The organism is Terriglobia bacterium, assembly GCA_020073205.1.
GTDB lineage: Bacteria > Acidobacteriota > Polarisedimenticolia > Polarisedimenticolales > JAIQFR01 > JAIQFR01.
Genome location: JAIQFR010000017.1, coordinates 39,564 through 55,942, shown reverse-complemented (window position 1 = coordinate 55,942; position 16,379 = coordinate 39,564). Strand labels below are relative to the sequence as shown.

Here is a 16,379-nt window from a genome sequence, read left to right as displayed (position 1 = left end):
CAGCTCGTCGGCACGGAGACGTATCCCTCGTCCGCCGTTCCGTTGCAGTTGTCGTCGATCCCGTTGCAGGTGGTGTCGGAGGCCGCCGGCGTGCCCGGGACGCAGTTGCTCTGGACCACGCCGCCCACGCACGAGCTCATGCCGGTCGAAGCGCAGGCTCCCACGCCGCAGCTCGTCGGCACGGGAACGTATCCCTCGTCAATCTGTCCGTTGCAGTTGTCGTCGATCCCGTTGCACGTCGTGTCGCTCCCCCCGGACCCACCCGACCCGCAGATGACGACCTGCGTCGACCCGTTGAACGCCGGTGCGTCGACCAGGGTCTCCGCGATCGCGCTCCCGCTGTCGGTGAACTCGTAGAACTGGGTCGGGATGTCCGCCTTCCCCGTCAGGGTCGTCGACAGATTCCCCGTCACCGTATCGTAGACGCTCGTCGAGATGTTCGAAGTCCGCGTGGCCCGGACATACTGGCAGGCGTAGTCCATCGTCACGTAGCGTGGGTTGTCGCCCGCGACGTTGCTCGTGATTCCGCTCAGAATGCTCTGCCAGTTGCCCGGGGAGGTCGTCTGGATGTAGTAGTCGTGGGTGAACAGCGTGGCCAGTGCCATGCTGTCGAACGCCCGCTTGAGCTGGCGCGTCCCATGCAGGATGCTGTCCGCGACGTTGTCGCTCGGAAGCCACTGGTATCCCGATTCGTCCCGGATCTCGGTGACGCAATCGAAGAACTGGTTGGCGAACTCGGGATGGCCGGGAACGCTCAGATAGTCTGCGTACCAGACCGGGAGCCCGGAGTCGGACGCTCCGGTCTCGTACAACCGATAGGGGCCCAGCTGGGTCCAGGCCGAGCCGTAGGGTTGGCCGGGCACCACGTGCATGCCGATGAACTCCACGCCCCAGCCGTGCAATCCTCCGAACACGTTCGTCCCCATCTCGTAGAGGTGCGGGACGACGAACTTGGCGACCGGGATCTGGTGAGCCTGGAACCACGTCGTGGCCTCGTTGAAATACTGCGAGACGGTCGCATCGGGCAGGTTCGTGTGGTTGGTGTGGTCGTAGTAGAACATCAGGTCCGAGCCGTACGAGCGGCGGGCGTGAACCCCGGCCGTCGCCTGGCCCGCGTTCACCAGCGTCGAAACCGTCGCCGCGCTGCTGCTGGACATCTCGAGGTAGAAGAGACCGAGCCAGGGCTTCAGGCCGAACTGATTGGCGGTCGAGACCCACCACGGCGGGTCCGCCACGTCGTCGACCCGCATGGTCACGAAGTGCGGCAGCCCCTGCATCACGAACGGCCTGCGCGCCGCCCACACCATCGAGCGCCATACCAGGTCGTCCAGCCCGAACACGGGCCCCTTCACCGAAGTCGATATCCAGCCGTAGCTGCCCCACTGCACCGCGTGACCCAATCCGTAGGCGCAGACCGTCAGAAACGGCTGATTCGCCGCCGTGACGTTGGCGAGAGAGGTCGCCGTCTGCGGCAGCGCGATCCCCGCGAGGGTCATCCCCTCGGTGGAGATCACTTCGCCCACGCTGTGCCGCGCGGTGATGTAGTGCGTCCCCGCGGCCGAAGTGAACGTGATGTTGGCGTTCACCGGCGGCGAGACATAGCTGAATCCGAAGATGTCCTGCACGAACTGGTACCGGGGCGTGCGCCCGTTCGGCGAGAGATCGTTGTCGAAGTTGACGAGGCCCGTGCCGTTGGCGACGGCGCTCGAGATGTACGACTCCTCCGCCGAGCTCAGGTACGAGTGCGAGACGTCGAGCTGCCGGTGGCCGATGATGATCAGGGCGTAGTCGCCGATCCCGGGCCCTACGGGCGTGGTGGCCACGTCGAGGACCGTGTACGGCACGCCGAAATTGTCGAGGTACGGCCGAATGAAGTGCTGCGCGTCCGCGTAGCTCGCACTCTGGGAGTTGACCAGGAGCACGGCGTCGGCACGTCGCGCCGCCCAGGCCGGCGGGACGAGAAGCACGGTCAAAAATAGTATCCCCCCCCAACGCCCCCTCAGCATCGCGAACCTCCGGCTACCGTGATCCGTCCGGGTGCCAGTTTGGATTCGGCATCATCATACGCCCAAATGGGTTATCTTGCTCGTACGAATCGGGTTACAAGTTCGATACCCGTAAGGATCCGGCGAGAAAACCACTCCGGCGGCTAGCCGGTGCAACTCTTCGGTGGAAGAAACGGAGATCCTCCGCCCGGGAATCGCGGAGCCTGGTTCCCGCGACCGTACTCGAGCTCCGGTGCCGTCCGACCCGGAAGCCGTCTAGCGGGCCCATCGGCCGCCCTGCCGCGCGATCCATTATCATGGAGCGTGAGATGAACTCCGGCCGAGCATTTCGGGAAGATCTCCCGCCACGCGGCGGGGTCCACATCGTGATCGCGGGCGAGGACGCCGTGCCGTGGAGGGATTTCGTCAGCCGCTTCCCGGACGCGGAGATCGGACATCGCTGGGAATACCTCGACCTGCTCGGCGACGTGTTCGGGCACGGACCCTTGCGCCTCGTGGCGAAACGCGGGGAGCGCTGGGTGGGCATTCTGCCCCTCGTCGTCCAGAAGAGCTTCCTCGGCAGGTTCGTGACATCGGTCCCCTACCTCAACTATGCGGGGGTCCTCGCGTCGGACCCCGAAGCGCGTGCCGGCCTCGCGGAGGAAGCGATGGAGCAGGCGCGCAGGCTGGGAGCCGACCGTCTCGAGCTGCGCGGGAGGGAGGGAGGCGATCTTCCCATCGACGCTTGGCGGGGCAAGTGCAGCTACGCACTGGCGCTCGACGGCGGCACGGAGGTGCTGCAGCGGGGCCTCGGTGCGAAACTTCGTGCCCAGATCAAGAGGCCGCTCAAAGAGGGGTACGCCGCGCGGGTGGACGGTCCGGGAGGGTACGGGCTCTTCTACCCCCTCCTCGTCCGGAAATGGCACGAGCTGGGCTCGCCGGTGCTGCCCCGAGCCTTCTTCGAGCGTCTGGGGGCCGTGTTCGGCGACGACGTGTCGTACTCGATCGTCGAGAAGAACGGACAGCCCGTCGCAGCGGGGGCACTGCTGAGAAGCGGGGAGCGCGTGGAGATCCCGTGGGCAGCCTCCCTGCGGGAGCACGACCGGTTCGGCGTCAACATGCTCGTGTACTGGACCGCGCTCGAGTTCGCCGTCGCGCGTGGAGCCCGCGTCTTCGACTTCGGTCGCTCCACTCCCGGGACCGGCAACGCGCGATTCAAGCTCCAGTGGGGCGCGTCGGAATCGGCCCTCGTCTGGAACGTGTTCGCGCGCGGCCGGAGCGGCCGTTCCGTCGAGAAGGGCGATGAGCGGCGCTCCGTCGCCGCAGCGGTGTGGAGGAGGCTGCCGCGGAGCCTGACCTCCCGCCTCGGACCGTTTCTCGCCGCGAGGATCCCCTACTGATGAGGTTGGTCCCGCCGGTCGCCGTTCCCTTCGGGGTGACGCGGATCTTCCTCGCCGCGCTCCGACGCAGCGCGGCAGGCGAGGCCGGCTTCGCGGAGATGCTCGCGAGTCGGATCGGCGCTCGCGGCGCAACCCTTTTCGGAAGCGGCCGCGCCGCCGTCGCCGCCGCGTTGCGGTCCCTGGCGAACGAAGGTCGAGACGAGGTCGTCGTTCCCGCGTACACGTGCTGGTCCGTCCCGGCCGCAGTCGTGCGTTGCGGCCTCCGGGTTCGTCTGGCCGACGTGGACCCCATGACCCTGGACTACGAACGCTCGTCGCTTCTGGCTCAGCCCACGGGACGCATGTCCGCCGCGATCGGCGCCCATCTCTTCGCACGGACAAGCGACTTGACGTGGCTCGTCGACTACTTCAGGAAGCACGACCCCAGAGTGCGGGTGATCGAGGACGCGGCCCAGGCCTGGCCGGACCGGAGCTCCCGTGAGGTTTCCGCGGTGGTGCTCTCCTTCGGTCGCGGCAAGCCGCTCCCGCTGGGGGGTGGCGGAGCGCTCGTCCGGTTCGGCGGCGACGGGGCGCCGGCATCCGCGGTGCGGGGAGGCGGCTGGAGCGGAGCCCTGTCGCTTGCGGCGACGTCGGTCCTCCAAATCCCCGCGCTGTTCGGGCTGCTCGAGCCCCTCCCGTTTCTGGAAATCGGGAGCACCGCCTACGATCCGGAATTCCCGGCCGATGCCCCGTTCCGCGCATGGCAGGATCGCCTCGGCCGCAGCGTCCTCGCGGAGCTCGAGGCGCTGACCGAGACCCGGACGCGAAACGCGTCGGCTCTGGCGCAAGCCGTCGAGTCGAGCCGGCGCTGGCGGCTCCCCGCAGCCGCACGAATGCCGGGACCCTTGCGACTTCCTGCACTGGCCCCGTCCCGACCGGCTCGAGACGAGGTGATCGCGCGCCTGCGCCGTTTGGGCGTCGGGGCCAGCGCGATGTATCCGGGCACACTGGCCGACATCCCGGCGCTTCGCGAGCATCTCGCCAACCCCGACGAGCCGATCCCCGGGGCAAACGCGCTCGCGGACACGCTGCTGACCCTTCCCTGCCATCCGGGACTCGGATCGCGAGGACTGATCCGCGTGCGCGAGTCGTTCGAGCGCGCGTCAAGGGACGTCGGAGCCTGAACCCGCCCCGACCCACCGACCGCGGCGGCCGGCGCGGCCCGGAGCAGGCCGCGTCGGCCCTCGCCACCATGTCGTGCATCGAGCACGATACGAGCGATTGACGGAAGCCTCGTGCATCTGGTACAAGACGAACGTCGTGCTCCCCGACGGTCATCTCGCCCCAGCCGCTCCCATCCGACGCGCGCTGTCCATTACCGTGCTGGCCAGCGGGGATCTGTGGGGAGGCGCCGAAACACAGATCTTCGACTTCGCCCGGTGGCTGCCGGCGACGGGCGTCCGGCTACGCGTCTGCCTGCTCTCCAGGGGCCGGCTCTACGACGCCCTCGAGGAGGCTGGCGCGACGGTGGAGCATCTCCCCTCTCCCACCGTCTACTCGTATCCGTCCTGGATCCGGAGGCTGTCCGGCGACGGCGCGGACGTCTTCCACCTGCACGGTTACAAGGCGACGATCCTCGCGGCGCGCCCTTTGCGGGCGAGACGCTTTGCGGTCGTGAAGACGGAACACGGGCTCCCCGAGATGCACGGCGGGTTTCGCGGCTGGAAACGCGCCCTCTATGCCATTCTGGACGAGATCGTCACGCGGCGTTCTGTCTCTCGGGTCATCTGCGTGTCCGGCGACGTGCTGAAGCACTTCGGATCTCGCTATCCGCGGGAACGATGCGTCCTGATTCGCAACGGCGTGCGTCTGCCGGAGCTCTCCCCGACGAGTCGCGAGCAGGCGCGTCGCTCGCTGGCGATCCCGGAGGACAGCCGCGTTCTCGCGTGGATCGGCCGGCTGACCGACGTGAAGAACCCGGAGCTGGTCGTCGGTGTCGCATCCCGCCTCCAGCGGGAGATGCCGACTTTGCGCATCCTGATCGCGGGCGAAGGCCGCCTGCGAGCACGCCTCGAGAGAGCGGTGGCGGACCAGGGGCTGGCGTCCACGGTGCGCCTCACGGGGTTTCTCGGCGACCTGGAAGCGTTGTACGCGGCTGCGGACGCCCTCCTGTTCACGTCCCTCCACGAGGGCGTGCCCTACGCGCTCCTCGAGGGGATGGCGCGCGGGCTTCCGGCGATCGCCACGAACGTCGGCGGGCTGAAGGAAGTGATCGAAGACGGGGTCTCCGGTCTCCTCGTGGCGCCGTCCAGCGTGGAGGCGCTCGTCCGCGCCGTTCGATCGTTCTTCCGATCGCCGGAAGGACGCGAGACCATGGGCACCGCCGCCCGCTCGAGAATCGCGACCGCCTTCCGTCTCGATTCGATGGTGGAGGGTACGCTCAGATGCTACGAGGACGCCGTGGCAGGCGTACCGGGGGGCTCGCGCTGACGCACGGCGCTGGCACGGTTCCAGGAGGACCGATCGACACGCGTTCCCGCTCGCTCGAGCGGAATCGGGCTTGATGGAGGTGCCGGCGCGATGAACATCGTCGCGGTCTATGCGGAGGATTATCCTTGGGACATCCGCGTCGAAAAGCTGCTCGTCGGCTTTCAGAACGCCGGTCACACGACGCACCTCGTTTGCCGGAACCGCGCGCTCCGGCCCGCGAACGAGCGCGTCGGCAACATCCTCTGCAAACGGGTGCCGGCACCGGTTCTCCCCAGAGCACTCGCGAGCCTCATCTCGACCCCCGCGTTTTTCAATCCGATGTGGGCCGCTGCGGTCCGACGCTGCATCCGGGACGCCCGGCCGGAACTGGTCGTCGTCCGGGATCTTCCGCTGGCGCCACTCGCCATCCGTCTCGCGAACTCTGCCGGGATCGCGGTGATCGTGGACATGGCCGAGAACCACCCCGCGTTGTGGCGGGAGGTCTGCGCGAGCGACCCGATCCCCTTGCGGTCGTGGATTCTGAAGAACCCGTACCTGGCCCGGAGGATGGAGAGATCCGTCGCGCGGCGGGCCCATGGGTTCTTCGTCGTCGTGGAGGAGATGCGGGAACATCTCCTCGCGCTGGGCGTCCCGCCCGAGCGCGTGGCCGTCGTCTCCAACACCCCGGAGCTGATGTCGTTCGACGCGTCAGGAGGATCGATGCCTCCGGATACGTTTCCGCCCCTCTCGCCCCATCACGTGGACCTGCTCTACGTCGGGAACGTCACGCGCCGGCGAGGTCTCCATCAGGTCGTGGCCGCCATGGCCGAGCTCCGGGAGGACGACCCGATGCCGAGGCTGCACGTCGTCGGGGATGGAGACTACCTCCCCCGCTTGCGCGAGCTGGCCGCGAAGATGAAGCTGGCCGGTCGTGTCTTCTTCCATGGGCGGATCGAATTCGCCCGTGTGCCCGCCATCTTCGCACGCTGTCACGTCGGGGTCATCTCTCATCTGAAGACGGAACACACCGACACGACGATCCCGAACAAATTGTTCGATTGCATGGCATGCGCCAAACCGGTTCTGGTCTCGAACGCGACGCCGCTCGAGCGGATCGTGACCGCCGAGGACTGTGGGCGGGTATTCCGGGACGGTGACATCGCAGGAATCGCGAACCAGATCCGAGCCCTGCTGGATCCCGAGCTGCGCCGGAGGCTCGGCGCGAACGGCCGTTCTGCGGTGGAACGCCGTTACAACTGGGGCCGTGACATGGAGACCGCCCTCGCAGCCGTCCAGAGGTTCACGCGATCGCCGCTGTCCAGCCGATAGCGCCCGTCGTCCGGGGGGAGCCGGATTCCGTCTCCGTCCGGCGGTCGGATCAGCGAGCGTGGGGCGACGTCCCGAATTCTCCGATGTCGCTCGCGAGCGTCGCGCCGAGCCCGCTCCGGCGAGCCAGGAAGGACGCGATTCTGATGGCTGCCCGCCCGTCGCCGTAAGGGTTGATCGCGCGGGCCATCGACTCGTACAGCTCGCTGTCGTCCAGCAGCCGCTCCGTGAGCGCAACGATATCCCGCTCGGAGTTCCCGGCGAGCAGGGCCGTTCCCGCCGCGACGGCTTCCGGCCGTTCGGTGCACTCCCGGAGCACGAGGACGGGCTTCCCCAGGCTGGGCGCCTCCTCCTGCACGCCGCCCGAATCCGTGAGCACGAGATACGAGTCCGCCATGAGCCGCACGAAGACGTCGTACTCGAGCGGCTCCAGGAGCGTGACGTTCGCCAGGTCGGCCAGAAGCTCGCGCACGGGGACCCTGATGTTCGGATTCGGGTGCACGGGATAGACGATGTGGACGTCGGATCGTCTCGTCGCGATGGATCGCAGGGCTCCGCAGATGCCGCGGATGCCCGGCCCGAAATTCTCCCTCCGGTGCGCGGTGACGAGGAGGCCACGTCGACCCTGCGGGAACAGATGGGGCAGGCTGGCGAGATGCGGCTGCGAGAGCGCGAGGTGAAGAGCGTCGATGGCGGTGTTTCCCGTGACGTAGATGTCGTTCCGTTCGACGTTCTCCCTGAGCAGGTTGGCGCAGCTCTGAGATGTCGGAGCGAAGTGAAGGCTGGCGATTGCGCTCGTGAGCCTGCGGTTCATCTCCTCGGGGTACGGGCTGTATCGGTTGTTCGTGCGGAGCCCCGCCTCGACATGTCCGACCGGCACCTTCTGGTAGAACGCTGCGAGAGCTGCAGCGAACGTCGTCGTGGTATCCCCGTGCACCAAGACGCAGTCCGGCTTCTCCTCCGCGAGATAGTCCCGGAGGCCGCTCAGGGTGCGGCTCGAGATGTCGTACAGGTCCTGGTCCGGCGTCATGATGTTGAGATCGTGATGGGACGTGATGCCGAAGATCGCGAGCACCTGGTCCAGCAGTTCGCGGTGTTGCGCCGTCACGCAGATTCGCCAATCGAAGATCTGGGGATGCTCCGCGAGGACCCGGATGACGGGAGCCATCTTGATCGCTTCGGGCCGCGTTCCGAAGACGAGAACGACCTTCACCGTCGACCTGCCCCTCGACCCGGCGAAGGGCTGCCGTGGGGCGCCTTCAGGCTCCCTCGGCTTCGATCGCCGGAGCAAGGTCGGATCCCGTACGCACGGAACGAAGGCGCGGGGCGGGCCTCCGCTACCGTGCGGTCCTCCGATCGGCTCCGGCAGGCTCCGGTGAGCGTCGCGAAACGAGACCGGCAAGTAGGCACGCTCCACCTCGTGGTCGTTTCTGCTCGACGGGCCAGGCGTTCTGGAGTAAGAATGTGCCGGCGGCTCCAACAAGAAGAGGGACTAGGGTAGCCGCCCACGTGCGTCAGGCGCAAGTCATCGTCTCGCGCATTCTTCGCGCGCCACGATCCTCGACCGCGGCGCGCGGTCTGAGTCGGGCGCTTGGGTGAGGTGCGTACTGCGGCCGGGCCGATTGTCTTCGCGGTGGCAGACCGGCCCATTTCGGGTGCGGGATGCAGGATGCTCCGTGTGGGCGGGGAGCAGTGCCGTCCCGAGGGAAGTGCTCGCGAAGGCATCGAGCTTCGCTGGCTCGCCTCGGGAACGCTCGGGGCGGGCCGGAGCGGCGGCCCTCGCTTCCCGTCGTGGCGCCAAGGCCAAGGAAGAGCGCCTGCGGAAATCCGCCGGACGAACCGTCGCGAAATCGAGACTACGAAATCGTAAGGCGCCGGAGGTACGAGTCTCTGCGGCTCGTTTTACGACCCAACGGAGAGAGCGCGCACAATTTCCGCTTCTCCTGGCGCAGGTCTTGCGTCCCGAAGATCTCCCTGATCTCTGTGTCTCCCCAAGTGCGAGGCGACCCATGCAGGACACGGCACGGATCCTCGGCTCGATTCTCCCGGTCGCGCTGCTCACCCTCGTCGGGGGGCTCGTCGGGGGTCTCTGCGAGACGCAGGCCGCCACCTACTACGTGGACGGCGGTTGTCAGTACAGCGGCAACGGCCTCGCGGACCAGTGTGCTTCTGCTGCCGGCCAGCCCGGTGCCAAGAAAGCAGGCACGGAGCTCAATGCCATCCTCAACTCCGCAGCCTGCGGCGACACCGTTGTGATCAAGGGCGCGCACGGTTCCTTCAACGGAATCTACTCGAACCCAGCAGCATCCCATGCCAGTAACTTCGAAAACGGCGCCTTCAACGTTGCAGGCAAGAACTGCACCTCGAGCGCCCCGTTGATCATCGAGGGTGCCGATCGCAACAACAAGCCCCGTTTGTGTCACCACGCGGATTGCAGCTACAGCACCGAGGAGGTGCCAGCCGTCTACATGCACGGCAGCACCGCGTATGTGGTGCTGGACGGGCTCAGGGTGGATGGCGTGACCTACGTTTACGCGGAAGGGCGTGGCACGATTCACGACGTCGAGATTCGATATTGCGAGTTCACGACCGGGATGATCAACGACGGCAACTTCGGCACGCTCTACGTTCTCGGGGCCACCAACGCTTGGATCCATCACAACTACTTCCACGATCTGGTGCTGGGGCCGTCCAGCAGCTTCGAAGTTTTCTACAGGACCTACCGCGATACGAGCCACATTGTCGAGTACAACACTTTTCGGCGTGGCAGTGGCGTCACACCCGATGCTGCCATCTATTTCAAAGAATCGCCCAGGAACAGCCACATTCGGTACAACGACATCGAAGGTGGCATCAGTGTTCACTTTCAGCGAGACTCGCTTGCTCCCACCGGCACGCAAGTCTACGGCAACGTCTTGCATGAGGGGCCTGGCTTCAGCTGTGGTGGCAGCGGCGGTGGCGGGGGCACGATCCGTCCTACGATACAATGGTCGGGGGATATGCCCGATGGCTTTGCGTACAACAACACGTTCGTCGGCACACGAAACGAGGTGTTTGACACCAGGTGCACCAACGGCAATCCTCAACTGTCAGTAACTGCTTACAACAACATCACCGTCGGCTCCATGACGTGTCCCAATGTCAGTGATTGTACGTCGGATAGTGCCGTCGCGTTTGCCATTTGCATGTCACCTAGTTGGGGAAATCGCGCTGCTTACAATCTCAACCACAACATCTACCCCGCAGGCGCACACTTCCAGGGTGGCGGCACGAGTTTCACCTCACTCGCTAGTTGGGCTGCACAGGTCGGAGGCGGGGAGGCGGGTTCGCAGACCGCTGCGTGTTCATTCGTCAGCAACACATGGCCCGGTGACTATCACATCGCGGCAGGTACACCTTGCAAGACCGCTTCCAGCACCGGCGGCGAGGTGGGAGCCTACGGTTGCACCACGTGTCCCAACTACACGGGCTGTGTCGGGCACACCTGCGGGGCGACCGCCCCGACCCCGGTTTGCGGCAACGGCGTCAAGGAGGGGAGCGAGGTCTGCGACGGTAGCGATCTGGGCGGGGCGACCTGCTCCTCTCAGGGCTTCTACTGCGGCACGCTGCAGTGCAACAGCACCTGCACCGGCCTCGTGACCGCGTCGTGCGTCTCGGGCGGCTGCGGGGACGGCCAGATCCAATCGGCCTGCGGCGAGCATTGCGACGGCTCGGCTCTCGGTGGCCAGTCCTGCCAGGGGCTCGGCTTCGAGGGCGGGACCCTGACCTGCTCCTCGGGCTGCGCGTTCGTGACGTCGGCCTGCACTTCGGCTTCGCCGAGCCTCGAATGCGCGAACTGGCAGACGGCGCATCCCGACTGGATCTGGTGCGACGATTTCGAGTACGCCAACGACAGCGCGCTCCTGTCGAGCTACGACGATTCGGGCGTGGCGTACAGCAGCCCGCTTCCGGCCATGGGCGTCTCCTCCGCCGACCGTTACGCCGGCTCGAAGTCCCTCCGCTTCCACTACGTCACCGGAGCAGTGGACGTCGGCTATCTCTGGCGCCACTTCGGAAGGAACCCGGCGGGGTCGAACTACAGCAACGCCACCGACTTCACCGACGTGTACTGGCGCTTCTACATGAAGCTCCAGGCGGGCTGGACGGGGCAGCCGCAGAAGATCACGCGCGGCTCCGGTTTCTACCGCTCGGACCGGTCGCAGACCTTCGTCGCGCACTTCTGGCAGGACCAGAATCCGCAAGGCAACGGAACGTCCCTGGACCCGGTGTCCTGCGTGAGCGGCTCGACACCGGCGTGCAGCGGGTACAACAACCTCAACAACTTCACCTGGCTCGGCGAGCGTGACGGGGCGGATCGCCACTTCTACGACACCGCCAATGCCGGCGTCTGGCGGTGCATGGAGTTTCACGCCAAGCTGAACACGCCGGGGGCGTCGGATGGCGTGCAGGAATACTGGATCGACGGCGCCCTTCAGGCCGGCCGAAACGACCTGAACTTCCGCGGCAGCTATGCGGGTTACGGCATCAACGCCGTCCAAATCGAGGCGTACTGGAATTCGGGCGCCGCCGCCACCGAGGACAAGTACTACGACAACTTCGTCATCAGTCGCCAGAGAATCGGATGCTCGAGCGCGCCCATGGACACGACGCCGCCCGCCGACGTCCAGAACGTGACCCGGACCGACAAGAAATGAGCACCGCGCGTCGCGGCACCGACGGCGCCCCGGGCGTCACGAGGGGGGCCCGCCGTCCCGTGGCCGCCGCCGGCTAGAGCACCTGGCGCATCGCGCCACGTGCGTCCGAACACAGGGGACCCGACCGGAAGTTCGCACACGGCCCATCCGCTGGGACGAGCGATGACGCTCGTCCCGACGCCGAGCGTCCGACGATCGGCGAATGGCGGGCGGACCGTGACGCGCGGCCTCTCGATGGGTTCGCTGTGTCACGGATCTCGGCTCCGTTTCGCGTCGCGGCGTGCTAGAATTCGCGCCGAAGATAGGCGATGGCAACGTCCGCAAGAAAGAACCGATGCAGCCGCGACGCACGATCCTCTTCATCGAACAGAACCTCGACGGAACGACCGGCGGGTCGTACCGTTCACTCCTGCACCTCGTGAGACGTGTGGATAGATCGCTCTACCGACCGGTGGTGGCTTTCTATCGGGACCACGACCTGATGCCGCGATACCGGGCCACGGGCTGTGAGATCCTGCTGCTCCGTTACCCGTCACCGGTGGATCTGCGGCGTGCCTGGAGCGGCTCCGGCTCGACCTGGGGGGTACCCTTGCGCGGGCTGGCCTCCTTCGTCCAGCGTGTAGCGAATCTCTTCCGGATGTCGACCTTCCTCTTGCTCCGGAATCTCTACCTCATCACGAGGAAGAAGATCGATCTCGTCCACCTCAACAACGGCGTCACGGACGGCTCCGAGCTCCTCTTGGCTGCCAAGCTCCTTGGAAGGAAGGTCGTCATCCACCAACGGGGGATCGGACCGGTCCCGCGGTGGAACGCCCGGTTCGCGAGCTGGGCGGACCACATCATCTGCGTGTCCGACTCGGCGAGGCACAACTTGGTCGCCGCCGGCATTCCCCGAGCCAAGTGCACCACCGTCCACAATGGGATCGATCCCGACGAGTTCCTTTCGACAGTCCGGCGCAGCCCCGCGGAGGTGCGCCGGAGCCTCGGACTCGCGGAGGATTGCCCGGTCGTGGGAATGGCGGGGATGATCCGTGCATGGAAGGGCCAGCTCGTGCTCCTGGAGGCGATCCGGCTCCTTCACGCCGAGTACCCCGGCTTACGCTGCGTGATCGCCGGAGGGGTGGCGGATCGCGACGACAAGGACCGCATGTACCTGGAAGGGCTGAGGCGCTTCATCGCCGACAACGGGCTCGAGACGACGGTCCAGATCCTGGACTACCAGCCCAACGTCGCGGAGTTCCTCCAAGTCCTCGACGTCATGGTCCATGCCGCCGTGGACCCCGAGCCGTTCAGCCGCACGGTACTCGAAGGGATGACGTTGGGCAGGGCGCTCGTCGCCACGAGCACTGGCGGTACACCGGAGGCCATCCAGGACGGCGTGTCAGGGATCCTCGTTCCGCCCAACGACTCGGAGGCCATGGCGGCAAAGATCGGCTTCCTGCTGGATCATCCCGAAGAGCGCCGTCGGCTCGGCCTTGGCGCACAGGAGGCGATCCGGCAGAAATTCCTGATCACGGCCAACGTGGCAGCCACCGAGCGCATCTACCGCTCCCTCTTCGAGCGGGGAACCGCACCTCACGCGGCTTCCCGTTAAGGTCGGAACCTTTGTTCGAGCACCGTCCAGAGCCGTAAGAGGCGCCAGGGGAATACCTTGCTTCTCACGCGTCACGCGATACTCGCGCCCTCCACGACGAAGCCGATTTCCGCAGCCTACAGCCCCTCCCGTACGATGATCGCGTTCCTGATCGTCGCCGCGATCTCCCTCTATGGTGCCGGCTTCTACTACAAGGCGCTGGGCTGCGACGGCGGGTGGTACAGCTACCCCGCTTTCGAGCTGGCCGAGCACGGCACTCTCGGCGGGAACCTGAGGACGCCCGCCGAGCAGCTGCAGCACGGCGGGTCCGGCGCCACGTTCGCGTTCCTCACGCAGAACTCGATCCGGGTCCTCTACACGACGATCTGCTTCGAGCTCTTCTCGCCGAACATCTACGCCGTCAAGCTCCTCAGTCTCATCGAGCTCGTCGCTCTGGGATTCATGCTGTACCTCGCGCTGTCCGCGATCGTCCCGAGCGTCGCCTGGCGCCTGTGCGTCCTCGGCCTCTTCCTGACCGATCAGACGGTGTCGCTGACCGCCTCCGCCGACGCTCGCCCCGATATCGCGGTGGCCGCTGTCGCGCTGGCGCTTTTCTGCCTCGTCGATCGGAGACGAGGCGTCGGCTCGACGGCTGTTGCCGTACTGACTTGTTTCCTGTTGCCCCTCGTTCACGTAACCGCTGTCGTACCCTGGCTTGGAGTCATGGCTTACCTGGTCACCCGAGACTATCTCGCGAGGAGTCGGCGTCGCACGGCACTGCTCTTTCCCGCTGCGATGACAATTGCGTTCCTCATCGCGTTCGTCTTCGGCGGACGTCTGTTCGCGCACGTTGCTCCGGCCGCGCAGGGCGCCCAATCCGTTGGCGTGACCGCTGCCGACAAGGTCCGATCGCTGATCTACGCCGGGCCCTCGGTCATGTTCGCCAAGGAGGTTCTCCGTTGGCGTAGCTATTTCTTCACGACCAATGTTGCCTCTCTGGGGGTCCTTTTCGGTGGCGTAGCTCTCGCGATCCCGCGCATCCGCCGAGACTCCGTAGCCGGGGCCTCGCATCTCGGGCTCCTTGCCGCTGTGGTCGTCATGTTCGCATCTCTCCTGCTCCTGGATCCGCACCCTACCGACTTCCACGCCATTCCCGCCACACCATTCTTCTACCTCCTTTTCGCTGCGGGCCTTCCGTCGCTCGGGCAATCCACGAGCAGAATGCGACTTATCGCCATCGGGTTGGCGCTCCTGGCGGGGCTCACATCCCTGGTCTTGGCCGCCAGAATCACGAGGAGTGGCTGGATCTCTGGATACAACATCGTCTCGATAGGTCGACTCCTGGAACGCATGCAAAACGACTCCCCCTCTCGCGCGGTCATCATTGGACCCACCGAGATCTACCCGTTTCTGGACGTCCGGCGTGGCTTCCTGATCGTCGACAATACCAGGGATGGTGGGCAATTCGCCGACATCCGTGCGGTGCTGCCTTCGGTTCAGTTCGTGGTCCTCAATGCGGACTACGAGAAGTACCGGTGGCTCGAGAAGTTCCTGGCGGCCTATCCGGATTACTCGCTGCAGCAGGTCGCGAGCCTCAGGGGGTCAAACGAAGCGATCACCGTCTACCGGTTGCTGCACCCCGCCGCCAGGCACTCCTGACCCGGAGGACCCTGCCCCATCTTCGACGATTCGGCTCCCCCGGAATCTGGACTCCGAACGCCGCTGCCGGTGCCGTCGCTCCGGACCGACGGCCGGCGCGATACGCCTACGCTACGAACGCGCCGATTGGTGTACCATCTCGCCGAACTGGACGAAAGGACGGCAACACGGCGACCGAGCTTCCCGAGGTGAACAGGGGCCAGCGGAGGAGGTCCACAAGGTGGATGCGCCGGTGCTCTTGCGGGCATGAGTCGATCAGCGAGGCCAAACGCCCGTTGGCCCCGAAAGGTGGTGCGCATGACCCGATACAGCGTGGGAGGCAAGAGTGAGTTCGCCTCCATAGAGGTGAGCGCCGACCTGGCGGGTGGCGTCTCGGTCGTCGTTCCGGTCTACAACAGCGAAGCAACGCTGCCACTGCTGATCGCGCGCCTCGAGGGGGTACTGCGCGGCCTGACGCAACACTACGAGGCGATTCTCGTCAACGACGGCAGTCGCGACGGCAGCTGGGAGGCGGTCAAGCGCTTGGCTCAGACTCACGGCTGGGTCCGCGGCTTCAACTTGATGCGCAACTTCGGCCAGCACAACGCGCTCCTGTGCGGCATTCGCGCCGCGCGTTACGCGTTCATCGTGACCATCGACGACGATCTTCAGAATCCGCCGGAGGAGATTCCCAAGCTGCTCGACGAGCTGAACCGGGGGTTCGACGTCGTTTACGGACCACCGGAGAAGGAGCAGCACGGTCTGCTGCGGGATCTGGCCTCCGTGATCACCAAGCTGGTGCTGCAAAAGACGATGGGCGCTGCTACGGCGCGCAAGATCAGCGCCTTTCGCGTTTTTCGCACACGGCTGCGGCAGGCCTTCGCCAATTACCAGAGTCCGTATGTCTCGATCGACGTGCTCCTGACTTGGGGAACGGCGAAGTTCAGTTCGGTGAGCGTGCGCCACGATGCCCGCGCGAGTGGCATCTCCAACTACACTCTCGGCAAGCTCCTGGTCCACGCGCTGAACATGTTCACGGGGTTCAGCACCTGGCCGCTGCGCCTCGCGAGCGTGATCGGCTTCGCGTTCACGTTCTTCGGCGTCGGCGTGCTAGCCTACGTCCTGGGACGCTACCTACTGCAGGGAACAACGGTGGCCGGATTCCCATTTCTGGCCTCTATCATCGCCATTTTCTCCGGCGCCCAGCTATTCGCCCTTGGCCTGATCGGCGAGTACTTGGCGCGACTGCACTCTCGAATGATGGAGCGACCGGTGTACGCGGTTCTTGAAGAGACGTCGCAGGCGGAGTGACGTC

Annotated in this window: 10 protein-coding genes; 8 read left to right on the top strand and 2 right to left on the bottom strand. The window is 66.0% G+C overall.

The window, feature by feature from the left end; genetic code table 11:
• Positions 1-1,973 (bottom strand): hypothetical protein (locus tag LAO51_05785; GenBank protein ID MBZ5638254.1); only part of this gene is annotated, 1,973 nt, incomplete at its 3' end.
• Between the two features lie 341 nt (positions 1,974-2,314).
• On the opposite strand from LAO51_05785, the gene LAO51_05780 reads away from it, so the two are divergent.
• The 4 genes from LAO51_05780 (at position 2,315) to LAO51_05765 (ending at position 7,162) form a co-directional block, all read left to right on the top strand.
• Positions 2,315-3,385, top strand: a complete 1,071-nt coding sequence (locus LAO51_05780) for a GNAT family N-acetyltransferase (GenBank protein ID MBZ5638253.1) — start codon at positions 2,315-2,317, stop codon at positions 3,383-3,385.
• Positions 3,385-4,548, top strand: a complete 1,164-nt coding sequence (locus tag LAO51_05775; GenBank protein MBZ5638252.1) for a DegT/DnrJ/EryC1/StrS family aminotransferase — start codon at positions 3,385-3,387, stop codon at positions 4,546-4,548. The genes LAO51_05780 and LAO51_05775 overlap by 1 nt, the downstream gene beginning before the upstream one ends.
• Positions 4,549-4,645: 97 nt before the next feature.
• A complete protein-coding gene (locus tag LAO51_05770) occupies positions 4,646-5,854 on the top strand; it encodes a glycosyltransferase family 4 protein (protein ID MBZ5638251.1) in 1,209 nt (402 codons plus the stop codon).
• Positions 5,855-5,944: 90 nt separating this feature from the next.
• Complete coding sequence (locus tag LAO51_05765; protein ID MBZ5638250.1) at positions 5,945-7,162, top strand: glycosyltransferase family 4 protein; 1,218 nt, start codon at positions 5,945-5,947, stop codon at positions 7,160-7,162.
• A 49-nt stretch (positions 7,163-7,211) separates the two neighbouring features.
• Here LAO51_05765 and wecB read toward each other — a convergent pair whose 3' ends face one another.
• Complete coding sequence (gene wecB, locus LAO51_05760; protein ID MBZ5638249.1) at positions 7,212-8,327, bottom strand: UDP-N-acetylglucosamine 2-epimerase (non-hydrolyzing); 1,116 nt, start codon at positions 8,325-8,327, stop codon at positions 7,212-7,214.
• Positions 8,328-9,168: 841 nt separating this feature from the next.
• Between wecB and LAO51_05755 the strand changes: the two genes are divergently transcribed.
• The 4 genes from LAO51_05755 to LAO51_05740 all read left to right on the top strand — a co-directional run bounded on the left by LAO51_05755 (position 9,169) and on the right by LAO51_05740 (position 16,375).
• A complete protein-coding gene (locus LAO51_05755; GenBank protein MBZ5638248.1) occupies positions 9,169-11,853 on the top strand; it encodes a right-handed parallel beta-helix repeat-containing protein in 2,685 nt (894 codons plus the stop codon).
• 334 nt (positions 11,854-12,187) lie between these two features.
• A complete protein-coding gene (locus tag LAO51_05750) occupies positions 12,188-13,447 on the top strand; it encodes a glycosyltransferase family 4 protein (GenBank protein ID MBZ5638247.1) in 1,260 nt (419 codons plus the stop codon).
• A gap of 57 nt (positions 13,448-13,504) precedes the next feature.
• Positions 13,505-15,085: a hypothetical protein gene (locus tag LAO51_05745; GenBank protein ID MBZ5638246.1), complete on the top strand. Its 1,581-nt coding sequence runs from the start codon at positions 13,505-13,507 to the stop codon at positions 15,083-15,085.
• A 297-nt stretch (positions 15,086-15,382) separates the two neighbouring features.
• Positions 15,383-16,375 carry a glycosyltransferase family 2 protein gene (locus LAO51_05740; protein MBZ5638245.1) on the top strand — a complete coding sequence of 331 codons (993 nt, stop codon included), beginning with the start codon at positions 15,383-15,385 and terminating at the stop codon, positions 16,373-16,375.
• Positions 16,376-16,379 lie beyond the last annotated feature (4 nt).

Coding starts and splice junctions, on each gene's coding strand:
- LAO51_05780 (MBZ5638253.1), top strand. CDS start 2,315: ATGAACTCCGGCCGAGCATTTCGGGAAGATCTCCCGCCACGCGGCGGG.
- LAO51_05775 (MBZ5638252.1), top strand. CDS start 3,385: ATGAGGTTGGTCCCGCCGGTCGCCGTTCCCTTCGGGGTGACGCGGATC.
- LAO51_05765 (MBZ5638250.1), top strand. CDS start 5,945: ATGAACATCGTCGCGGTCTATGCGGAGGATTATCCTTGGGACATCCGC.
- wecB (MBZ5638249.1), bottom strand. CDS start 8,327: ATGGCTCCCGTCATCCGGGTCCTCGCGGAGCATCCCCAGATCTTCGAT.
- LAO51_05755 (MBZ5638248.1), top strand. CDS start 9,169: ATGCAGGACACGGCACGGATCCTCGGCTCGATTCTCCCGGTCGCGCTG.
- LAO51_05750 (MBZ5638247.1), top strand. CDS start 12,188: ATGCAGCCGCGACGCACGATCCTCTTCATCGAACAGAACCTCGACGGA.
- LAO51_05740 (MBZ5638245.1), top strand. CDS start 15,383: ATGACCCGATACAGCGTGGGAGGCAAGAGTGAGTTCGCCTCCATAGAG.